This window comes from Cognatilysobacter tabacisoli (assembly GCF_003586305.1).
GTDB classification, from domain to species: Bacteria; Pseudomonadota; Gammaproteobacteria; order Xanthomonadales; family Xanthomonadaceae; genus Cognatilysobacter_A; species Cognatilysobacter_A tabacisoli.
The window spans coordinates 883667-906027 of the sequence record NZ_KZ987400.1; the positions used below are offsets into that span (position 1 = coordinate 883667).

Genomic DNA, 22361 nt, shown 5'->3' on the forward strand with positions numbered 1-22361 from the left:
GGGTAAGGCATCCATGGCACGCATTCTCCTGATCGAGGACTCGCCGACTGATACGGCGGTCCTCACCCAGCTGCTCGAACGTCACGGCCACCAGGTCCTGGCGTCCGGCAGCGCCGAAGACGGCATCGATGCGTGCAAGCGCGAGCGACCGGACCTGGTCCTGATGGACGTGGTCCTGCCCGGCATGAACGGCTTCCAGGCCACCCGCGCGCTGTCGCGGGACGAGGCGACCAAGGCCATCCCGGTGCTGATCGTCAGCACCAAGGGTATGGACGCCGACAAGGCCTGGGGCATGCGCCAGGGCGCCCGCGACTACATCGTCAAGCCGCCGCGCGAGGACGAACTGATCGCGCGCATCAACGCGCTGCTCGGCCACTGAGCGCAGTCGCATGAGCACGACCCCGTTCGAGGTGCTGGCCGATTACGAACGCCGCAGCCTCGCGCACGTGGCCGGCCTGCCCGAGCAGCTCGACGCGCCCGGCCTGTGGCGCGGCGTCGGCTTCCGCATCGGCGCACACCGGCTGGCGTCGGGCTTCGGCGAGGTCGTCGAGATCCTGCCGATGCCGACCGTCACCGCCGTGCCCGGCGCGCAGCCGTGGATGCTCGGCGTGGCCAACGTCCGCGGCAACCTGCTGCCGATCGTCGACCTCAAGCAGTTCCTGCAGGGCGAGCGCACGGTGCTGCACGAGAGCCAGCGCGTGCTGCTGGTGCGCCAGCCCGGCGGCGACGTCGCCGTGCTGGTCGACGAGCTGTTCGGCCAGCGCAGCTTCCACGAGGAGCAGCTGACCGGCACCGAGGCCATGGCCGAAGGCCGTTTCGCGCATTTCATCGACCGGGCGTATCGCCTGGACGACCACACGTGGGGGATCTTCAGCCTCGAACGGCTGGCCCGCACGCCCGAATTCCGTCAAGCCGCAGCGTAGGCGGCACCGCAGCGCACCCTGAGGTCGAACCATGAGCACTATCCAGAACTCCGTCGCCGGCAAGGCCCGCTCCCTCGGCGTCAACACGTGGTTGATCGTGCTGGGCATCGCGGTGGTCATCTTCGGCCTGAACACCGGCTACGCGACGTGGAAGGCCGCGCGCCTCGGCGGCGCCGGCTCGGCGGCGGCGAACCTGCAGGTGAACTCGCAGCGGCTGGCGGTGCAGGCCGGCGAGGCGGTCGGCGGCGACAAGGAGGCGTTCGAGGTCTTCAAGGCCACCAAGGCCGAGATCGACGGCGACATCGCCCAGCTCAACAGCAACTTCGGCACCACCACCGGCGTGTCCGGCCCGATCAAGACCGTCAGCGACACCTGGGCGCCGCTGAAGACCAGCGCCGAGCAGGTCGCGGCGAGCGAGGCCGCGGTCGTCGGCCTGGCCGCGAACGCCGACAGCTTCTCCGGCCGCGTGCCGCAGCTGCAGGCGCGCCTGGACGAACTGGTGCGCGCGATGTCGACCAGCGGGTCGCCGTCGTCGCAGGTCTACATCGCCCTGCGCCAGGTCGTGCTGTCGGGAACGATGGCCCGCCGCATCACCGAAATCCGCGCCGGCGGCAGCGGCGCGCCGCTCGCCGGTGAAGCCCTCGGCCGCGACGCGGCGGTGTTCGGCAACGTGCTGACCGGCCTGCGCAAGGGCGACGCCGCGTTCGGCGTCACCCCGCTGACCAACGGCAGCGCGCTGGCGGCACTCGGCCAGGCCGAGACGCTGTGGCTGGAGATGAAGAAGGACCTCGACGCGATCTCGGCCAGCTCGCAGAACCTGTTCCGCGCGCAGTCGTCGGCCGAGTCGATCACCGCCGGCTCGGGCAAGCTGCTCAACGACAGCAAGGAGCTGTTCGAGGCGTTCACCGCCTTCGGCTCGCTGAAGGACACCAGCATCCTCGGCAACCTGTGGATCTCGATCCTGTCCGGTATCGCCGCGCTGATCGCGATCGCCGGCCTGCTGTTCTCGCTGAACCGCGCGCAGCAGGCTCGCTACCAGACCACCAAGGAACTCAACGACCGCAACCAGGAGGCGATCATGCGCCTGCTGGACGAGATGGGCTCGCTCGCAGAAGGCGACCTCACCGTGAAGGCGACGGTGACCGAGGACATGACCGGCGCGATCGCCGACTCGATCAACTTCGCCGTCGAGCAGCTGCGCAGCCTGGTGCAGACGATCACCGACACCTCGGTACAGGTCGCCGCCAGCGCGCAGGAAACGCAGGCCACCGCGATGCAGCTGGCCGAGGCCGCGCAGCACCAGGCCGCCGAGATCAACACCGCGTCCGACCGCATCAGCGAGATGGCGGCCAGCATCAACCAGGTGTCGCGCAACTCGGCCGAATCGGCGGACGTGGCGCAGCGCTCGGTGCAGATCGCGACCAAGGGCGCCGGCGTCGTGCGCCAGACGATCCAGGGCATGGACAGCATCCGCGACCAGATCCAGGAAACCTCGAAGCGAATCAAGCGGCTGGGCGAGTCGTCGCAGGAAATCGGCTCGATCGTCGAACTGATCAACGACATCTCCGAGCAGACCAACATCCTGGCGCTGAACGCGGCCATCCAGGCGGCGTCCGCCGGCGAGGCGGGCCGCGGGTTCGCGGTCGTGGCCGACGAAGTGCAGCGACTGGCAGAGCGCGCGTCGAACGCGACCAAGCGAATCGAAACGCTGGTCCAGACGATTCAGTCCGACACCAACGAGGCGGTGAGTTCGATGGAGCAGACGACCTCGGAAGTGGTCGCCGGTGCGCGACTGGCCGAGGACGCCGGCACGGCACTGGGCGAGATCGAAAAGGTGTCGTCCGACCTGTCGCACCTCATCCAGGGCATCTCGGCGGCGGCGCAGCAGCAGACCAGCGCGGCGTCGGGCATCACCGAGACGATGAACACCATCCAGTCGATCACCGCGCAGACCTCGCAGGGCGCGAGCCAGACGGCGCAGTCGATCGGAAACCTCGCGCAACTGGCGGCCGACCTGCGCCGCTCGGTGGCCGACTTCAAGCTGCCGGCCTGAGGCCGGGGACACGAGCACGATGGAAAGGCTGAGCACCCCCGGCACCACCGCTCCCGTCGCCGCACGGCGCGGGCGCGATGACGCGCGGGGTGCGCGATGACCGTGATGCGCGACGCGATCGACACGACCACGCTCGGCTGGATCAAGCCCGAGCTCGACGAGACCCTGCGCCAGGCACGGCACGAGATCGAGGCCTTCGCCGAGAATCCGTCCGACGCCGGCACGATGCGGGTCTGCGCCAGCCACCTGCACCAGGTGCACGGCACCCTGCGGATGATCGAGCTGTACGCCCCGGCGATGGTCGCCGAGGAAATGGAGCGGCTCGCGATCGCGCTGCACCGCGGTGACGTCGGCGACCGCGACGACGCCTGCGCGGCGCTGATGCGCGGCGTGGTCCAGCTCCCCGACTACCTCGAGCGCCTGCAGGGCGGCCACCGCGACATTCCGATCGTGCTGCTGCCGCTGCTCAACGAGCTGCGCGCCACGCGCGGCGAGCCCGGCCTCAGCGAAAGCGTGCTGTTCGCGCCGAACCTCGACCGCCCGCTGCCGGAGGAACTGGTCGCGCCGTCGCCGACCCCGGCCGCCGCACCGACCCGCGCGGACGTGTCCTCGCGGCTCTCGTCGCTGCGCGCCGCACTGGCGGCGTGGCCCGAAGACGGCGTGCCGAGCGATCCCACCCAGCTGTCGAGTGCGATCGACGCGCTTCTGGCCGATGCCGAACTCGAGCCGCTGCGGCGGATGCTGTGGGTCTCGTCGTCGGTCGCCGGCGCGCTGCGCGACGGCGCGCTACCGCCGACCCGCGCGCTGCGCCAGGCGTTCGCCGGCGTCGAGCGCGAGGCCCGGCAGATGCTCGTCGACGACGAGTTCGCTGCGCCGCGCATCGACCTGGCCGACGAGCCCACCCGCCAGCTGCTGTTCCATGTCGCCCACAGCGACAACCGCCACCAGGCGCTCGAGACGCTGCGCAGCACCTTCCAGCTGGAAGCGCAGCAGCCGAGCGAATCGGAGATCGCGCACGCGCGCGGCAGCCTGAGCGGCCGCAACCGCGCGCTGCTCGACACTGTCTCGGCGGCGATCAAGGAAGACCTGCTGCGCGTCAAGGACGCGCTCGACCTGCATCTGCGCACCGGACGCACCGACATCAGCGAGCTGCGCCCGCAGGTCGACGCGCTCGGCCGCGTCGGCGACACGCTCGGCATGATGGGGCTGGGCGTCGCCCGCAACGTCGTGCTGCAGCAGCGCGACGCCATGCGCGAGATCGTCGGCGGCGATCGCGCGGCCGACGAGGGCGCCCTGCTCGACGTCGCCGGCGCCCTGCTGTACGTCGACGCTTCGCTCGACGACCAGGTCGCGCGCCTCGGCCTGCCGGACGGGCAGGGCGACGACGACCTGCTTGCCGGCGAATCGCGCAAGGTGCTCGACATCGTCGTGCGCGAAGCGATCGCCAACTTCGGCGACGCGCGCCAGTCGTTCGTCGCATTCGTCGAAACCAGCTGGGACCATGCCGAGCTGGCCGAAATCCCGCGCCTGCTCGACGAAGTGGCCGGCGCGCTGCGCATCCTCGAACTGCCGATGCCGGCCGACTACCTCGTCGCGGTCAAGCACTACGTCGAAGTCGAGCTGATCGGCCGCAAGCGCGTGCCGAACGGCCAGCAGCTCGACACCATGGCCGACGCGCTCGCCAGCCTCGAGTACTACCTCGAGGCGCTGCGCGACCAGCGGCCGAACCGCGACGACATCCTCGAGATCGCCCGCCACGCGCTGGAGCGCCTGCGCTACTGGCCGCTGCTCGATCCTTCCGCGCTGCGCCCCTCGTCCGACGCCAGCGACGCCGCGGCCAGCGCGGGCCTCGATCTGTCCGAGGCGTTGGATTTCGATGCCTCGGCCGCGTTCGCCGACGCGACGCTGTCGGAGCCCGCGGCCCCGGCCCCGGCGGCCGTTGCGCCCGAGCCGATCGCCGCCACGCCGGCGGCGCCGGCCATGGTGCTGACCGCCGAAGCGGGCGGTTTCGAACACAGCGACGATATTGACGACGAGATCCGCGAGGTGTTCCTCGAGGAACTCGACGAGGAGATCGCCAACCTCACGGCGATGCTGCCGATCTGGCGCTCCGCGCCCGAAGAGTCCGAACACCTGCGCCCGATCCGCCGCGTCTTCCACACGCTCAAGGGCAGCGGTCGCCTCGTCGGGGCCAAGACCCTCGGCGAGTTCAGCTGGAAGGTCGAGAACATGCTCAACCGCGTGCTCGACGGCACCCGGCCGGCGTCGCCGGCCGTGGTCGCGATGGTCGAGCTCGCCCACGAAACGCTGCCGCAGCTGCACGCCGCCCTGCGCGGCGAGTCCCCGGTCACCGCGGACCTGGCCGGCATGCAGGACGTGGCCGACCGCCTCGCCGCGGGCGAGGAAGCGCGCTACGAGGCGCCCGTGGCCGTCGAGGCCGTGGCAGACGCGGCCGACACGCCCGAATCGGACGCGGCGACCGACTTGGACATCGAAGTGGCGCTGCCCGAGCTCGACGCCGTGGCGTCGCTCGACGATGCGGCGCTGGCCGCGGCGTCTGCCGCGCCTGCCGAACCCGAGCCCGTCGTCGCGCCCGCTGCGCCGATCGAAGAGCCCGGCGTCGTCGCGTCCGTCGATGCCGTCCTGCTCGAAATCCTCGGTACCGAAGTCACCGGCCACCTGGTCACGATCGAGGAGTGGCTCGCCGACGCGCGCGAGGCGCCGCAGCCGGCGACCGACGCCCTGCAGCGCGCGATCCACACGTTGAACGGCGCATTCGCGATGACCGAAGTGCCGGTCATCACCGAGATCACCGGGCCGACCGAGGCCTACGTCAAGCGCCTGCTCGTTGCCGGAACGCCGCCGACCGCGGAAGGCCTGGCCGGGCTGGGCGACGTCGCCCACGCGATCCAGCGCACGCTGGCCGCGCTGCAGGCGGAGACGCAGCGCGTGCCGCTGTTCGACGGGCTCGCCGCGCGCATGGCCGCGCTTCGCGACAGCCTGCCGGAAGCCCGCGCGCCGCTGGCGCCGGTCGACGACGACGTGGCCGAATTCGGCAGCGTCGACCTCAGCGAGTTCATCGACCTCGGTGCGACCGCGGTGCCCAGCGCGGCGTTCGCCAGTACCGGCGCGTCCGACCTCGCGGCGCACGACGTGGTCCGTCTGGACGCCGAGCGTGCCGAACGCGAGCAGGCCGAAGCAGAGCGCATCGAGCTCGAGCGCGTCGAGGCCGAGCGCCTCGAAAGCGAACGGCTCGAGAATGAGCGCCTGGCCGCCGAGCAGGCTGAGCTCGAGCGACTCGACGCCGAGCGCCTAGAAGCGGAGCGAGCCGAGGCCGAACGCCTCGCCGCGGAGGCCGCCGAGGCCGAGCGCATCGAAGCCGAGCGAATCGCCGCGGAGCACGCCGAAGCCGAGCGCATCGAAGCCGAACGCGTCGAAACCGAACGCGCCGAAGCCGAACGCGTCGAGGCGGAGCGGCTTGCCGCCGAAGCGGCAGAGAACGAACGGGTCGAATCTGAACGGCTCGAAGCCGAGCGACTCGAAGCCGAGCGTGCGGAGAGCGAGCGCGTTGCCGCTGAGCGTCTGGAGGCCGAGCAGGCCGCCGCGCGTGAGCAGGCACGGATCGAAGCCGAACTGCTCGAGGCCGAGCGCCTCGCCGCCGAAGAGGCCGAGGAGTACGCCCAGCTTGAAGCCGAGTACGCCCAGGCTGCGCTGGCAGCCGCGGCCGCGGCAGCTGCCGCCGCAGCGGGCTCGAGCGACAGCGAAACCATGGTGGCCGAGGACGCGACGGCGGAAGACGTGCATGTCGAGTTGCCGATCGACGGCGTGGAGTCCGTTGCCGAGACCGCCGCGGACGAACACGCCGCCGAACTGGCCGAAGCCGGCGCCGAATCCGCCCTCGACGTGTCCCTCGCCGAGCCGGCCGAAGCCGACGCGGTTGCGCTGGATGCGGGCGAGACGACACCGGTCGAGGCTACCGCCGAAGACGCTGCCGACGAAGCATCCGAACCGGCCACCGATCCGGCCGTGGCCGAGCTGCTGGCGCGTGCGAGCGCAAGCGCCGACGACCCGGACGAGCCGCTCGACCTCACCGGGCTCGACCCGGAGCTCGTCGACATCTTTGTCGAAGAGGCTGGCGACCTGCTGGACCACTCCGACGGCCTGCTGGCCAAGCTGCGCGAGATGCCCGGCGAGCGCGAGACGCTGGCCGGACTGCAGCGCGATCTGCACACGATCAAGGGCGGCGCCCGCATGGCGGGCATCAACCCCGTCGGCGAACTCGGCCACGCGATGGAATCGCTGCTCGAGGCGGTGGTCGAACAGCGCAGCGAGCTCGGTCGCGACGGCGTGCCGCTGCTCGAGCGCGGCTTTGACCGCCTGCACGCGATGGTCATGCGCGTGCAGGCCCGACGTGCCGTGGCGATGCCGGAAGCCCTGATCCACGAGTTCGACGCGCGTTCGCGCGGCGAGATCGTCCTGCACGCAGCCGTAGACACCGCGGCAGACGCCGTCGAAGCGGCGCCGGCACCGAAGATCGAACTCAAGCCGCTGTCCGAGCCGATCTTCGAGGAAGTGGCGGGCGACGACGACGACATCGGCGTGCGCGCGCCGCAGGAGCAGGTGCGCATCCGCGCCGACCTGCTCGACCGGCTGGTCAACTACGCGGGCGAGGTGGCGATCTACCGCGCTCGACTCGAGCAGCAGCTCGGTGCGTTCCGCGGCGCGATCGCCGAAATGGAGCAGACCAACACGCGCGTTCGCGACCAGCTGCGCCGGCTGGAGATCGAAACGGAGGCGCAGATCATCGCGCGCTTCCAGCGCGAGCAGGACGTCGGCGACGCCACGTTCGACCCGCTCGAGCTCGACCGCTTCTCGACCCTGCAGCAGCTGTCCCGCGCGCTGTCCGAATCGGCGGCCGACCAGACCAGCCTGCAGACCACGCTCGACGACCTGACCCGCCAGTACGAAACGCTGCTGCTGCAGCAGTCGCGGGTCAGCTCCGACCTGCAGGAAGGCCTCATGCGCACGCGCATGGTGCCGTTCGACACGCTGCTGCCGCGCCTGCGCCGCGTGGTGCGCCAGGCCTCGTCCGAACTCGGCAAGCAGGTCCAGCTCAAGCTCGACGGCGCGCAGGGCGAACTCGACCGCAACGTGCTCGAGCGCATGACCGCGCCGCTGGAGCACATGCTTCGCAACTCGGTCGCCCACGGGCTCGAGGCCCCGGCCAAGCGCAAGCAGGCGAACAAGCCGGAAGAGGGCACGATCCACATCGCGGTCCGTCGCGAGGGGTCGGAAGTCGTGCTCGAGGTCGGCGACGACGGCGCCGGCCTCGACCGCGCGGCAATTCGCCGCCGCGGCGAGCAGCGCGGGCTGGTCCGCAGCGACGCGGTGCTCAGCGACAGCGACCTCGACATGCTGATCCTCGAGCCGGGCTTCTCGACGGCCGACGAGGTCAGCCGGCTGGCCGGCCGCGGCGTAGGCATGGACATCGTCGCCAGCGAAGTCCGCCAGCTCGGCGGCACGCTCGACATCCAGTCGTCGCCCGGCAAGGGCGTGCGCTTCACGCTGCGCCTGCCGCAGACGCTCGCGGTCACCCAGGCGGTGTTCGTGCGCATCGGCGAGACCTCGTTCGCGGTGCCGATCGCCTCGGTGCGCGGCGTCGGCCGCATCGCACGCGACCAGCTCGGCACCGATGCGACCTACCGCTACGGCGGCGAGGACTACGTGGTCCACGACCTCGGCGAGCTGGTCGGCCACGCGCCGGCTAAGGCCGAGGGCCAGCTGCAAATGCCGGTGCTGCTGATCCGCGCCGGTGAGCTGCGCGCGGCGGTCTGCGTCGACCAGGTCATCGGCAACCGCGAAATCGTGGTCAAGCCGGTCGGACCGCAGGTGGCCTCGCTGCCGGGCATCTTCGGCGCGACGATCATGGGCGACGGCCGCGTGGTCGTGATCCTCGACGTCGCCCCGCTGGTGCGCCGCCAGATGCTGCTGCCGCGCGACCACGTGCCGGCGCCGGTCGTCGTGGTGGAGCAGCGCCGCGTGCCGCTGGTGATGGTCGTCGACGACTCGGTGACGATGCGCAAGGTCACCGGCCGCGTGCTCGAGCGCCACAACTTCGAGGTGCTGACCGCGAAGGACGGCCTCGACGCGCTGGAGCGCATGGTCGACGTGGTCCCGGACCTGATGCTGCTCGACATCGAGATGCCGCGGATGGACGGCTACGAGCTGGCGACGGCGATGAAGTCCGACGCGCGCCTGCGCGGCGTGCCGATCATGATGATCACCTCGCGTACCGGCGACAAACACCGCCAGCGCGCCCTCGACATCGGCGTCGAGCGCTACCTGGGCAAGCCGTACCAGGAGCCCGAGCTGGTGCGTAACGTCTACGAGCTGCTGGGAATCACCGCCCGCCATGACTGACGCCCGCCGGGTCGTATTGCTGGCCCGCCCAGGCCCCGCCTGCGAACGCATGCGCGAGGCGCTGATCGAGGCCGGCGCGCTGCTGGTGCTCGAAGCCGATCCGGTCGAGCTGGCGCACGAGACCCTGGTGGCCGCCGCGCCGCACGTGGTGCTGGTGGTGCTCGACGCGGCCACCGAGGACGTCATCGACCGCTTCGATGCGGTGCTGGCCGACCCGGCGATCGAAGTGATCTTCGAGGAGGCCGAACTCGCGGCCAGCCGCGAGGGTTGGGACGCGGCGCGCTGGGTGCGCCACCTGTCGGCGAAGTTGAACCGCCACGACAACGTGCTGCCGCCGGGCCGAGAGGCCGACGGCGACGACGCGACGGCGGCCGGCGACGCGCTGGATCAGGCGCCCGAATCCGCACGCGCGCCGGCATTCGAGTCGACGTTCGACATCGATCCGCAACCGCCGGCCGCGCCTGCCACGGTGCGGTCCACGCTGGCGCTGGTCGACGACGACGCCTTCGCGGCCGCCGTCGCCGCGCCGGCCGCCGCAGCGCTGGCAGAAGCGCCGTCGCCGGTCCCTGTGCAGGCCGTGCCGCCGCCGCTGCCGTGGGAGCTCGACGCCGCGCCGTTTGCTGCGCCGTCGAACGGCATCGACAGCGGGTCGACGGCGACCGCGGCTGCGCCGGTGTCCGTCGCGTCGGCACCGTCGACGTTCTCGCTGTCGCTGGTCGATGACGATGACGCGCCGCGCGCGCCTGCCGGTGATGCCGCGGCCGACGCGGAGGCCGACCAGCGTTTCAAGCGCGACCTCGCCGATCTCGATTCTCGTATCGCCGAAATGGGGCTGGTCGAACCGGTCGCCGCGCCTGCCGCGGCCCCGGCCGGCGCCGTGCTCGTGCTCGCCGGCATCGGCGGTCCCGACGCCGTGCGCCAGCTGCTCGGCGCGCTTCCGCCCGGCTTCACCCGGCCGGTTCTCGTGCAGCAGCGCCTCGATGGCGGACGCTACGACAAGCTCGTCGCGCAGATGCAGCGCGCGACGACGCTGCCGGTGCGCCTTGCCGAATCCGGCGCCGCGGTTGCCGCGGGCGCGATCTACATCGTGCCGCCGGCGATCGGCGTCACCGGTGCCCCCAATGGCCTGGCGTTCAACGACGACGCGTCCGAACTGCTCGCGACCGTGCCGGCCGGGGACAGCGCGGTGCTGATGCTCAGCGGCAGCGACCCGGCGCTGGTGGACGCCGCGATGAACCTCTCCTGGAGCGGCGCACTGGTCGCCGCGCAGGCGCTCGACGGCTGCTATGACGCGGCCGCCCCTTCCGAACTGATCGCGCGCGGCGCCCTGTCCGGGACGCCGACCGAGCTTGCCCGACGCTTGGCCGAGCGCTGGCCGTCCTGAGAACACCGCGATGACCGACTCCCAGACCGCACAGGAAATCCGTGGCGTCCTGATCCAGGTCGGCGGCGGCCGTCTGCTGCTGCCGAACGCGACCATCTCCGAGGTGCTGTCGTTCGCCGATCCCGAACCGATCGCCGATGCCCCGGCGTGGCTGCTCGGGCGCATCCGCTGGCGCGGCTGGCAGCTGCCGCTGGTGGCGTTCGGCACGCTGGCCGGCATCGCCGACGAGCGCGGCGGCCTCGGCAGCAAGGTGATCGTGCTCAAGTCGCTGGCCGGCACCGGCCAGCTGCCGTACTTCGCGCTGCTGACGCAGGGCTTCCCGCGCCTGGTGACGGTCTCGCAGCAGAGTCTGCAGGTGGCCGACAGCCAGGACGACCTGCCGCCGGGCGTGCACTCGCGGGTGCGGCTCGGCGAGGACGACGCGCTGCTGCCCGACCTCGCCGCGCTCGAGGCGATGATCGACGAGGCGCTGGCCCAGGCCGCCTGAGCGGCCGCGCCGAGTCCCGAACTTCAGGGCCGCCCGAGCGGCGGCGCAGCCGTCGTCAGCCGAGGTCGCCGAGCCGCGCCTGCAGCGCGGCGATCGCCGCCAGTCCCGCCGTTTCCGTCCGCAGCACCCGCGGCCCCAGTCGCAGCCCCCGGAAGCCGTGGCCGCGCAGCGTCTCGCGGTCCTGCGGCGACCAGCCGCCCTCCGGCCCGACCGCCAGCACGAGCGGCATGCCCGGGTCGATGTCCAACGTCGACAGGCGGTATTCGCCGTCCGGGTCGAGGATCAGCCGCAGCCCCGGCTCCGGGAGCGCGCGCAGCGCGTCGCCCAGCGGCAGCGGCGCGGCCACCCCGGGCACGCGCGCGCGCCCGCTCTGCTCGCACGCCGCCGCGACGACACCGCGCCAGTGCGCCAGCCGCTTGGCGCCGCGCGCCTCGTCGAGCTTGACCTCGCTGCGCTGCGACCACAGCGGCACCACGGCGCTGACCCCGAGCTCGGTCGCCTTCTGCAGGATCAGATCCATCTTCTCGCCGCGCGCGACACCCTGCAGCAGGGTGATCGTGCGCGGCGATTCGTTGTCGACCGCCATGCCGTCGCCAACCGCGACGCGCAGCTCGCGCTTGCCGAGCGCGACGATCCGCGCGGGGTAGTCGCGGCCGTCGCCGTTGAACACGACGAACGCGTCGCCGACGCCAAGCCGCAGCACGCGGCTCAGGTGCACGGCCGGCCCTTCCGGCAGGACCAGCTCGGCGCCGGGCACCAGCGCGGCGTCGACGTGGACGCGGGTGGTCCTCATGCGCGCGCCTCCGCGGTGGCGATCGCGATCGCGTCGCGCGTGGTGCGCGCGAGCAGGTCGAGTGCTTCGTCGTCGATGCAGTACGGCGGCATCCAGTACAGGACGTCGCCGAGCGGGCGCAGCAGCACGCCGCGCGCGAGCGCGGCGCGGTAGGCGCGCAGGCCGACGCGCGCGCGCCCGGGGAACGGCCGCCGCCGGTCGCCGCCGTCGGTCAACTCGAACGCAACCACCATCCCGGCCTGGCGCACGTCGGCGACGTCGGCGTGCTCGCCGATCGGCGCGGCCAGCGCGGCCATGCGTGCGGACGTGTCGCGATTGCGCGCGAGGATCGCGTCGCCGTCGAAGATGTCGAGCGAGGCCAACGCCGCGGCGCACGCGAGCGGATTGCCGGTGTAGCTGTGCGAATGCAGGAAAGCCCGCTCGCGCGAGTCGTCGAGGAAGCCGTCGTAGATCGCCTGCGTCGCCAGCACCGCCGCCAGCGGCAGCGCGCCGCCGGTCAGGCCCTTCGACAGGCACATCAGGTCCGGCTGGATGCCGGCCGGGGCGCCGGTCACCCGCGGCGGCGCCTGTTCGCACGCGAAGCGCGTGCCGGTGCGGCCGAAGCCGGTGGCGATCTCGTCGGCGATCATCAGCACGCCGAACTCGTCGCACAGGTCGCGCGCCAGCCGCAGGTACAGCGGGTCGTGCATGCGCATGCCGCCGGCGCACTGCAGCCGCGGCTCCAGGATCAGTGCGCAGACTTCGTCGGCGTGGCGCTCGAAGAGCGCGCGCAGCGCCGCGGCGGCGCGGCGGGCGCGGTCGGCGGCGCTCTCGCCGGGCTCGCACAAGTAGGCGTCCGGCGACGGCGCGAACAGCGCCTCGGCCAGCAGCGGGGCGTACACGCGGCGGTACAGCGGGATGTCGCCGACCGCGAGCGCACCGAGCGTTTCGCCGTGGTAGCCGCCCTCGAGCGCGATGAACTTGGTCCGGCCCTCGATGCCGCGGTTGCGGAACCAGTGGAACGCCATCTTCAGCGCGACCTCGACGCCGGCCGAGCCGTTGTCGGCGTAGAACACCTTCGCCAGCGGCGCGCGGTCTGCCTCGCGAGGGGCGATCGCCAGCAGGCGCTCGGCCAGCTCGACGGCGGGCGCGTGCGACACACCGGCGAGGATCACGTGCTCGAGGGTGCGCGCCTGCCGGGCGATCGCGTCGGCGATGCGCGGCTCGGCGTGGCCGAACAGGTTGGTCCACCAGCTCGAGATCGCGTCGAGCGTGCGCGAGCCGTCGTGTCCGATCAGCCACGGGCCCTCGCCGCGGGCGACCGGCAGCAGCGGCATCGTGTCGGGGTGCTCGCGCATCTGCGTGCACGGGTGCCACAGCACCGCTAGGTCCCGGTCGTGCCAGCGCTGGGCGTCGCCGGCCTCTGCTAGCATCGGGTCATCAGGGTTCGTCGTCCGCATCCGGCCATTATCGCGCGCCGCGACGCCCCCGGCCGCCCGCGTCCGGCATCCCCCATGACCAAGACCCTTCCGATCATCCACGGCATCACCGAGCACGACGCCGGCCCGTACCACATGGAGCGGCTCGACCTGGAGTTCTCCAACGGCGAGCGCCGCCAGTACCAGCGGCTGCACGGCCGCGGCCACGGCGCCGTCGTGGTGGTGCCGATGCTCGACGCCGACACCGTGCTGCTGGTGCGCGAATACGCCGCCGGCGTGCACCGCTACGAGCTCGGGCTGGTCAAGGGCCGCATCGACGCCGGCGAGACGCCGCTGCAGGCGGCCGACCGCGAGTTGAAGGAAGAGGCCGGCTACGGCGCGCGCGAGCTGACCGTGCTGCGCACGCTGACCCTGGCGCCGACGTACATGAGCCACACCGCGCACCTGGTCCTGGCCCGCGATCTCTATCCCGAGCGGCTGGTCGGCGACGAGCCGGAGGAGCTCGAGGTGGTGCCGTGGAGGCTCGACGCGCTGCACGAGCTGATCCTGCGCGAGGATTTCTCCGAGGGCCGGACGATCGCCGCGCTGTTCATCGCACGCGAGTGGCTGCGCACCGGCGGGCAGCCGTCGTGATCGGCCGCGAGGTTCGCGAGGCGGCCATCGCAATCGCGCAGGACGCCGCGTCGGCGATCCTCGGCATCTACGACAGCGAGTTCGCGGTCCAGCACAAGGACGACGACTCCCCGCTGACCGCCGCCGACCTCGCCGCGCACCGGTGCATCGTCGACGGGCTGGCACGCCTGACGCCCGACATCCCGGTGCTGTCGGAGGAAAACGCGCACGAAGTGTCGACCGCGATGCGCCGCGGCTGGCCGAGGCTCTGGGTCGTCGACCCGCTCGACGGCACCCGTGAGTTCGTCAAGCGCAACGGCGAGTTCACCGTCAACATCGCCCTGGTCGAGGACGGCGTCGCGGTGTTCGGCATCGTGCAGGCGCCGGTCACGGGCGCGCTGTGGCACGGCGGCGCCACGCTCGGCGCGTTCCGCCGCGAGGGCGAGCGTGAGGTCCAGCTGCGCGCACGCGCGCCGGCGACGGTGCCGCTGCGCGTGGCCGCCAGCCGGTCGCATCGCGACGGCCGCACCGAGGCGTTCCTGTCGCGCATGGGCGAGGTCGAACCGATCGGGCTGGGCTCGTCGCTGAAGTTCTGCCGCATCGCCGACGGCCTGCTCGACGTCTACCCGCGCTTCGGCCCGACCAGCGAGTGGGACACCGCCGCCGCGCAGTGCGTGCTCGAGGGCGCCGGCGGCGCGGTGCTCGACACCGACGGCCGCCCGTTCCGATACAACCAGCGCGTGCGGCTGCTCAACGGCGACTTTATCGCCCTCGGCGACACCGCCTTGCCGTGGCGGCAGTGGCTGGACGCATGAGCGACGGCGCCATGAGTGGCCACGGGTCCTTCGACGCGTGCGACCTGCGCGACGTCGCCACGCTGCTCGCGGTGATGGCGCGGCTGCGCGACCCCGACGGGGGCTGCCCGTGGGACCTGCAGCAGGACTTCGCGACGATCGCGCCGTACACGGTCGAGGAGGCGTACGAAGTCGCCGATGCGATCGACCGCGGCGACCTGGCCGACCTCAAGGACGAACTTGGCGACCTGCTGCTGCAGGTGGTGTTCCACGCGCAGATGGCCAGTGAGCAGGGCGCGTTCGGCTTCGCCGACGTGGTCGCGTCGATCAACGACAAGATGATCCGCCGCCACCCGCACGTGTTCGCCGACGCGAGCGTCGAGGACGCGGAGGCCCAGACGCGGGAGTGGGAGCAGACCAAGCGGCGCGAGCGCGAGGCCAGGGGCGATGCCGACACCTCCGCGCTGGCCGGCGTCGCCCGCGGCCTGCCCGAGTGGCAGCGCGCGGTGAAGCTGCAGAAGCGCGCCGCCGCGGTCGGCTTCGACTGGCCCGATCCGGCGCCGGTGATCGACAAGCTGCACGAGGAAATCGAGGAGGTGCGGGTGGAATTCGCCGCGCGCGCCGCCGCGCCGGGCGACGCCGCCGCGCAGGACCGGCTCGAGGAAGAGCTCGGCGACCTGCTGTTTGTCGCTGCGAACCTGGCGCGCCATGCAAGGGTCGACGTCGGCACCGCGATGCGCCGCGCGAACCTGAAGTTCGAGCGCCGCTTCCGCGCGATGGAGGCGATGGCGGCCGCCGCCGGCACGCGGCTTGCCGACCTCACGCTGGCGGAGCAGGATCGCCTCTGGGACCGGGCCAAGGCCGACGAGCGCGGGTCAGCGGCGTCGACGCCGATCCCGCCGACCGACACCCCGGAGTGACGCCATGCCGCGCTTCGCCAGCTTCCGCGAGTTCTACCCGTTCTACCTCGGCGAGCACGCCCATCGCACCAGCCGGCGGCTGCACTTCGTCGGCAGCTGCGGCGTGCTGGCGCTGGTCGCGGTCGCGATCGCCACGCGCAACCCGTGGTGGCTGCTCGGGGCGCTGCTGTGCGGCTATGGCTTCGCCTGGATCGGCCACTTCTTCTTCGAGAAGAACCGGCCGGCGACGTTCAAGCACCCGTTCTACTCGTTCGCCGGTGACTGGGTGATGTTCGTCGACATCCTGCGCGGCCGGGTCAAGCTGTAGCGCGGGCCCCGGCCCGTCGAGGCACCCGCATCACCGGATGCCGTGTCGGCGGGCGCAATCGCGAGCCGCGGCATCCGGACCTCACTCGAGGAAGATCAGCCACGCAGCCACCGCGATCAGCGCGAAGCCGGCCCAGTGGTTCCACTTCAGCGGCTGCTCCAGGTACCAGCTGGAGAACCATGCGAACACCAGCAGGGTGATGACCTCCTGCATGCCCTTGAGCTGCGGGGCGGAATAGACCTGGCTGCCGATCCGGTTGGCGGGAACCATCAGCGAGTACTCGAACAGCGCGATGCCCCAGCTGGCGAGGATCGCCACCAGCAGCGGCGTCGTCTTGTACTTGAGGTGCCCGTACCACGCGAACGTCATGAACACGTTCGAGCCGAGCAGAAGGGCGATGGGGAGCAGGCGTTCGTACATGGCCGGCGGAGTCCGTCAGTCAGGAAGTGGACAGCCTATCGCGCCGGCCTTCACGGACCCTGCACCTGCGGGACGCCACCTTTCACAAAACTGAAGGAGCCGGAGGCGGCATGCAGAACACCCGTGACGGCGGTTTGGTCCTGATCGTCGAGGACAACCGCAACATTTCCGAGATGGTCGGCGAATACCTGGAGGGGCGCGGCTTCGAGGTCGACTATGCGGCCGACGGGCTCGACGGCTACCGCCTGGCCGCCGAGAACAGCTACGACGTCATCGTGCTCGACCTGATGCTGCCGCGGCTGGACGGCATCGAGGTGTGCAAGCGCCTGCGCGAGGAAGCGCGCAAGTCCACGCCGGTGCTGATGCTGACCGCGCGCGACACCCTCGACGAGAAGCTGACCGGCCTGTCGGCCGGCGCCGACGACTACCTGACCAAGCCGTTCGCGATCCAGGAGCTGGAAGCGCGCCTGCGCGCGCTGATCCGCCGCGAGCGCCGCCAGGTCGGCGGCGAGGTGCTGAAGGTCGCCGACCTCGTGCTCGACCCGGCCAGCCTGCGGGTGACGCGCGGCGGCACCGAACTGCAGCTGTCGCCGATCGGCCTGCGCCTGCTGACGATCCTGATGCGCGAATCGCCGCGCGTGGTCAGCCGCCAGGAAATCGAGCGCGAGATCTGGGGTAACGGCCTGCCGGACTCCGACACGCTGCGCAGCCACCTGTACAACCTGCGCAAGACGATCGACAAGCCGTTCGACAAGCAGCTGCTGCACACCGTGCAGAGCGCCGGCTACCGCATCGCCGACATCTCGCAGTCTCCGGAATGACGGGGCGATAGGGCAGGACGGACACGTGCCACAGGGGCTTCCACGCCGGATCAAGCTGGCGTTCGTGCTGCAGGCGCTCGTCGGCAGCATCGTCATCTCGCTCGGCATCGTGCTGGGCGGGCTGTTCGTGCACGACTACCTCGTGGACAACCGCGTGCAAGCCGAGGCCCGGGCATTCTGGTCGCGGCCGGGCCCGAGTGCGCTGCCGCGGTCGCAAACCATCCGCGGCCACTTCGAGCCGGCCGCGGGGCCGTCGGACAGCGTGCCCGATGGGCTGCGCCGTTTTCCGGCAGGCATCCACACGGTGCCTGGCACGTCGGAGTCGGTCTACGTCGAGCGCCGCGACCAAGGCACGCTGTACCTGATATTCGACTCCAGCCTGCTCGGCCGCGCGGTGATATGGACCGGGGCGCTCGCACTCGCGCTCTCGCTGCTGACGATGTACCTGCTGTCGTGGCTGACCTACCGCACGTCGAAGCGGCTGGTCCTGCCGGTCAACTGGCTGGCCGGGGTCGTGTCGCGCTGGGACCCGCGCGCGCCTGACCTCGAGGCGATCGCGCCGTCGCGGCTGCCGCCGGATTCGGGCTCCGAGGTGCTCGCCCTCTCGCGTGCGCTGGCCGGCCTCGGCCACCGGGTGGCGCGCTTCGTCCAGCGCGAACGCGACTTCACCCGCGACGCCAGCCACGAACTGCGCACGCCGCTGACGGTGATCCGCGTCGCCACCGACCTGATGATGGCCGAGCCCGACGTCGGCGCCCGCGCGCACCGCTCGCTGGCCCGCGTCCAGCGCGCCGGCCGCGACATGGAGTCGGTGATCGACGCGTTCCTGATCCTCGCCCGCGAGGCCGACGTCGCGCCGCAGACCGAGGAGTTCGACGTCCGCGAAGTCGTCGAGGAGGAGGTCGAGCGGGTGCGCCCGCTGCTCGCCGGCAAGGACGTCGAACTCGACATCGTGCAGGAGGGCGAGTCGCGCCTGGTCGCACCGCCGCGCGTGCTGCACGTCATCGTCGGCAACCTGCTGAGCAATGCCGCGCGTTTCACCGACGCCGGCCGCATTGCCGTGCACGTCTATCCGGGCCACGTCGAAGTGCGCGACACCGGCATCGGCATGGCGCCGGACGCGCTGTCGCGCGCGTTCGACCCGTTCTACCGCGCCGACCCCGACACCCCGAACGGGAAGGGCATGGGGCTGTCGATCGTGCGCCGTCTCGGCGAGCGCTTCGGCTGGCCGGTCGAGCTGTACAGCGCCGAGGGCCGCGGCACGACCGCGATCGTGCGGTTCGGCGCCTCGGCGCTGCGCCCCGCCTGAGCGTTCCGGCCCGCGCGGGCGCCCGCGCCCTGTGGCCCCCCGCAGCATCTAAGCTGAACCCCGGCGAGCGCGGGCGGTCAACGCGGCGCCCGCCTGCGCGTTGACACCGTGCCTCCATCGCCGGCGCGACGCCGTAGCTGCGCCCCGATCCCCACGCCCGCCCTCCTTCCTGCCCGTGCCGAGCCCGATGACCCCTGCCCGAACTTCTGCCGCATCCCCCTGGATCCGTCGCGCCATCGTCGCCGCGGTCGTGATCGCCGTCGGCTACGGCGGCTACGTGCTGTTCAAGCAGCGCGGGCAGGCGGCCGACGCCGGCGCGTACCGCACCGCCAAGGTCGAGCGCGGGGACATACGCGTCGCGATTTCGGCGACCGGGTCGCTGAGCGCGATCTCCACCGTCGACGTCGGCAGCCAGATCTCCGGCCAGGTCACCGACGTACTCGTCGACTTCAACGACCGCGTCACCGAAGGCCAGGTGATCGCGCGGATCGATCCCAGCACGTTCCAGGCGCAGATCGCGCAGGGCTCGGCGGCCGTCGCCAGCGCGCGCGCCAATCTCGCCACCGCGCAGGCCACGCTGCGCAACGCCGAGGCCGACTTCCGCCGCAAGTCCGAGCTGGCCGGCACCCAGCTGATCGCGCGCAGCGACCTGGACCTGGCCCGCGCGGCGCTCGACCAGGCGCGCGCGCAGGTCAACGCGGCGCAGGCGCAGATCACCCAGCAGCAGGCGTCGACGCAGACGTCGCGGCTGAACCTTCAGCGCGCGGTGATCCGCTCGCCGGTCGACGGCGTGGTGCTGACCCGCACGGTCGAGCCGGGCCAGACCGTCGCCGCGAGCCTGCAGGCGCCGGTGCTGTTCCAGATCGCCGAGGACCTGTCGAAGATGGAGATCGTGCTGGCGATCGACGAGGCCGACATCGGCCAGGTCAAGCCGGGCCTGCCGGTCACGTTCACCGTGGACGCGTTCGCCGACCGCCGCTTCCGCGGCCAGGTGCAGCAGGTGCGCCTGTCGGCGACCAACACGAACAACGTGATCACCTACCCGGTGGTCGTCGCGGTCGACAACGCCGACGCGACGCTGCTGCCGGGCATGACCGCCAATGCCGAGATCGAAGTCAGCCGCCGCGACGACGTGCTGCGCGTGCCCAACGCGGCGTTGCGCTTCAAGCCGGCCGACGAGGACGCGGCGACGGCCGGCGCGCCGGCGGCCGCGGGCGGCGCGCGTGGCGGGTTTGCCGAGGAGCTGCCGGCGATCGCCGCGGCGCTGAAGCTGACCGATGCGCAGCAGACGCAGTTCGACGCCGCGCTGGCGCAGCTGCGCGAGCGCGCGGCCGCGCGCGTCGCGGCCGCGCCGCAGGGCGGCGGCAGCGTGCTGTTCGGCGGCGGCGGTCGAGGCGGCCAGCAGCGCGGCGGCAACGGCGGTGGCGGCGGCGCGGCGTCCGGCGCGATGCGCCAGCGCATGGCCGAGCGCTTCAACCAGCAGTTTGCCGCGTTCCGCGACAGCCTCGACGAGGCCCAGCGCGCGCGCTGGGACAGCGAGCTGACGGCGCTGCTGTCGGCGCGTCGCGCACCGCTGTACCGGCTCGTCGACGGCCGGCCGCAGCCGACCACGGTCCGCGTCGGCGCGAGCGACGGCAGCTGGACCGAGGTCACCGGCGGCATTGCCGAGGGCGACGAGGTGGTCACCGGCGGCGGGCGCGCGGCGCCATGACGCGGCCGTCCGTCATCGAGACCCGGCGCCTGCGCAAGGTGTACTCGCCGGGCACCGAGGCCGAGGTCATCGCGCTCGACGACGTCGACATGCGCATCGCCCACGGCGAGTTCGTCGCGATCATGGGGCCGTCCGGTTCCGGTAAGTCGACGTTGATGAACCTGCTCGGCTGCCTCGACGGGCCCAGCGCGGGGACCTACCTGTGCGACGGCGTCGACGTCGCCACGCTCGACGCCGAGGCGCGCGCGGTGCTGCGCCGGGACAAGATCGGCTTCGTGTTCCAGGGCTTCAACCTGCTGTCGCGCATGACCGCGCTGGAGAACGTCGCGATGCCGATGGGCTACGCCAACGTGCCGCGCGACGAGCGCGAGCGGCGCGCGCACGAGGCGCTGGCGGCGGTCGGTCTGGCCGCGCGCGAAGGCCACCGGCCCAGCGAGCTGTCCGGCGGGCAGCAGCAGCGCGTGGCAATTGCCCGCGCGCTGATCAACCGCCCGCCGATCCTGCTGGCCGACGAGCCCACCGGCGCGCTCGACAGCAAGACCGGCGAGGAGATCCTCGCGCTGTTCAAGCGGCTGCAGGCCGACGGCCACACGGTCGTGCTGATCACCCATGACCCGGAAGTAGCCCAGCACTGCGACCGCACGTTCGTGATGCGCGACGGCCGGCTGCACGAGCAGGGCCAGCCTGACCTGGAGCCGGCGGCATGAACGCGATGGAAGTCCTGCGCACGGCGATCTTCGCGCTGCGCGGCAACTGGATGCGCAGCGCGCTGACCTCGCTCGGCGTGATCATCGGCATCGCCGCGGTGATCGTGATGGTGTCGGTCGGGCAGGGCACCCAGGCCGAGATCGACAAGCTCGTGTCGGGCCTGGGCTCGAACCGGCTCGACATCAGCGCCGGCGGCGGCGGGCGCGGCTTCGGCGGCGTGCGCGTCAGCGCCAGCTCGCTGTACACGCTGACCCAGGACGATGCCGAGGCGATCCGCGAGGAAGTCCCCGAGGTGCAGTTCGTCGCGGCGTCGATCCGCGGCGGCACCCAGATCGTGTTCGCCGAGAACAACTGGTCGACCTCGTGGCAGGGCGTGCAGCCGGACTTCTTCGAGATCAACGGCTGGACGGTCGCGGCCGGCACCGGCTTCGAGCCGGGCGACTACAGCGGCGGCGGCAAGTCGGTGATCCTCGGCGAGACCGTCAGGCGCGAACTGTTCGGCGACGAGGAGGCCGTCGGCCAGACGGTGCGGCTGGGCCGGGTGCCGTTCACCGTGGTCGGCACGCTCAAGCCGAAGGGGCAGGGCGGCTGGGGCCAGGACCAGGACGACGTGATCCTGGTGCCGCTGGAAACCGGCCGGCGTCGCCTGATGGGCGCGATGGGGCTGCCGGCCGGCGCGGTGATGCAGGTCGCCGTCGGTGTCGCGCGCGCCGAGGACGTGACCTACGCGCAGGGCGAGATCGAAGCGCTGCTGCGCCAGCGCCACCGGATCCAGCCGGGCGAGGACGACGACTTCACCGTGCGCAACATCGCCGAGATCGTCGCCACGCGCACCCAGACCACGCGGCTGATGTCGCTGCTGCTCGGCGCGGTCGCGACGATCTCGCTGGTGGTCGGCGGCATCGGCATCATGAACATCATGCTGGTGTCGGTGACCGAGCGGATCCGCGAGATCGGGCTGCGCATGGCGGTCGGTGCGGGGCCGCGCGACATCCAGCGGCAGTTCCTCGCCGAGGCGATGCTGATCTCGCTGATCGGCGGCGCGCTCGGCATCGCGATCGGCGTCGCCGGCGCACTGCTGGTGTCGAAGTTCGGATCGCTGCCGGTCGCGGTCAACGGACAGGTGGTCGGGCTGGCGGCAGGCTTCTCGATCGCCACCGGCCTGTTCTTCGGCTTCTACCCGGCGCGCAAGGCTTCGCAGCTGGACCCGATCGAGGCGCTGCGCCAGCAGTAGCCCCTGAAACGACGGCGGGCGGCCCGAGGGCCGCCCGCCGTTGGTCG

The 22361-nt window shown here is 72.0% G+C and carries 17 protein-coding genes and 1 pseudogene; 15 read left to right on the top strand and 3 right to left on the bottom strand.

Features of this window, described 5'->3' with window-relative positions; genetic code table 11:
• The first annotated feature begins 13 nt into the window (after nt 1-13).
• The 6 genes from D3A60_RS03935 to D3A60_RS03960 all read left to right on the top strand — a co-directional run bounded on the left by D3A60_RS03935 (nt 14) and on the right by D3A60_RS03960 (nt 11267).
• Entirely contained in the window at nt 14-379 is a 366-nt protein-coding gene (locus D3A60_RS03935; RefSeq protein ID WP_119717368.1) for a response regulator, read from the top strand.
• Nucleotides 380-389: 10 nt separating this feature from the next.
• Nucleotides 390-923, top strand: a complete 534-nt coding sequence (locus tag D3A60_RS03940) for a chemotaxis protein CheW (RefSeq protein WP_119717369.1) — start codon at nt 390-392, stop codon at nt 921-923.
• A 31-nt stretch (nt 924-954) separates the two neighbouring features.
• Entirely contained in the window at nt 955-2976 is a 2022-nt protein-coding gene (locus D3A60_RS03945) for a methyl-accepting chemotaxis protein (protein ID WP_119717370.1), read from the top strand.
• A 96-nt stretch (nt 2977-3072) separates the two neighbouring features.
• Nucleotides 3073-9396 (top strand): Hpt domain-containing protein, encoded by a 6324-nt coding sequence (locus D3A60_RS03950; RefSeq protein ID WP_119717371.1) that lies wholly within the window; start codon nt 3073-3075, stop codon nt 9394-9396.
• Nucleotides 9389-10780, top strand: coding sequence for a chemotaxis protein CheB (locus D3A60_RS03955; protein ID WP_119717372.1), 1392 nt, complete (start codon nt 9389-9391; stop codon nt 10778-10780). Before D3A60_RS03950 ends, D3A60_RS03955 begins: the two co-directional genes overlap by 8 nt.
• Before the next feature lie 10 nt (nt 10781-10790).
• Complete coding sequence (locus D3A60_RS03960) at nt 10791-11267, top strand: chemotaxis protein CheW (protein WP_119717373.1); 477 nt, start codon at nt 10791-10793, stop codon at nt 11265-11267.
• A gap of 55 nt (nt 11268-11322) precedes the next feature.
• Here D3A60_RS03960 and D3A60_RS03965 read toward each other — a convergent pair whose 3' ends face one another.
• Nucleotides 11323-12060, bottom strand: coding sequence for a 16S rRNA (uracil(1498)-N(3))-methyltransferase (locus D3A60_RS03965; RefSeq protein WP_119717374.1), 738 nt, complete (start codon nt 12058-12060; stop codon nt 11323-11325).
• Nucleotides 12057-13472 (bottom strand): adenosylmethionine--8-amino-7-oxononanoate transaminase, encoded by a 1416-nt coding sequence (gene bioA, locus D3A60_RS03970; protein WP_119717375.1) that lies wholly within the window; start codon nt 13470-13472, stop codon nt 12057-12059. Before bioA ends, D3A60_RS03965 begins: the two co-directional genes overlap by 4 nt.
• A gap of 81 nt (nt 13473-13553) precedes the next feature.
• Here bioA and nudE point away from each other — a divergent pair, with 81 nt between their 5' ends.
• From nudE to D3A60_RS03990, 4 genes and pseudogenes are all read left to right on the top strand, one after another.
• On the top strand, nt 13554-14111 hold the full coding sequence (nudE, locus tag D3A60_RS03975) for an ADP compounds hydrolase NudE (protein ID WP_119717376.1): 558 nt from the start codon (nt 13554-13556) through the stop codon (nt 14109-14111).
• On the top strand, nt 14108-14905 hold the full coding sequence (cysQ, locus tag D3A60_RS03980) for a 3'(2'),5'-bisphosphate nucleotidase CysQ (protein ID WP_119717546.1): 798 nt from the start codon (nt 14108-14110) through the stop codon (nt 14903-14905). The genes nudE and cysQ overlap by 4 nt, the downstream gene beginning before the upstream one ends.
• An 11-nt stretch (nt 14906-14916) precedes the next feature.
• Nucleotides 14917-15786, top strand: a pseudogene (gene mazG / locus D3A60_RS03985) (nucleoside triphosphate pyrophosphohydrolase); the annotation flags it as partial.
• A gap of 22 nt (nt 15787-15808) precedes the next feature.
• A complete protein-coding gene (locus tag D3A60_RS03990) occupies nt 15809-16111 on the top strand; it encodes an Mpo1-like protein (RefSeq protein ID WP_119717377.1) in 303 nt (100 codons plus the stop codon).
• 81 nt (nt 16112-16192) lie between these two features.
• Here D3A60_RS03990 and D3A60_RS03995 read toward each other — a convergent pair whose 3' ends face one another.
• Nucleotides 16193-16531, bottom strand: coding sequence for a DMT family protein (locus D3A60_RS03995; protein WP_119717378.1), 339 nt, complete (start codon nt 16529-16531; stop codon nt 16193-16195).
• A 110-nt stretch (nt 16532-16641) separates the two neighbouring features.
• Here D3A60_RS03995 and D3A60_RS04000 point away from each other — a divergent pair, with 110 nt between their 5' ends.
• The 5 genes from D3A60_RS04000 to D3A60_RS04020 all read left to right on the top strand — a co-directional run bounded on the left by D3A60_RS04000 (nt 16642) and on the right by D3A60_RS04020 (nt 22314).
• Nucleotides 16642-17352 (top strand): response regulator transcription factor, encoded by a 711-nt coding sequence (locus tag D3A60_RS04000; protein ID WP_119717379.1) that lies wholly within the window; start codon nt 16642-16644, stop codon nt 17350-17352.
• 25 nt (nt 17353-17377) lie between these two features.
• Nucleotides 17378-18661: a sensor histidine kinase gene (locus D3A60_RS04005; RefSeq protein ID WP_119717380.1), complete on the top strand. Its 1284-nt coding sequence runs from the start codon at nt 17378-17380 to the stop codon at nt 18659-18661.
• 187 nt (nt 18662-18848) lie between these two features.
• A complete protein-coding gene (locus D3A60_RS04010) occupies nt 18849-20372 on the top strand; it encodes an efflux RND transporter periplasmic adaptor subunit (protein WP_119717381.1) in 1524 nt (507 codons plus the stop codon).
• Nucleotides 20369-21079 (top strand): ABC transporter ATP-binding protein, encoded by a 711-nt coding sequence (locus D3A60_RS04015; RefSeq protein WP_119717382.1) that lies wholly within the window; start codon nt 20369-20371, stop codon nt 21077-21079. The genes D3A60_RS04010 and D3A60_RS04015 overlap by 4 nt, the downstream gene beginning before the upstream one ends.
• The gene (locus tag D3A60_RS04020) at nt 21076-22314 is read left to right on the top strand and encodes an ABC transporter permease (protein WP_119717383.1); all 1239 of its coding nucleotides are present in this window, start codon (nt 21076-21078) and stop codon (nt 22312-22314) included. The genes D3A60_RS04015 and D3A60_RS04020 overlap by 4 nt, the downstream gene beginning before the upstream one ends.
• Nucleotides 22315-22361 lie beyond the last annotated feature (47 nt).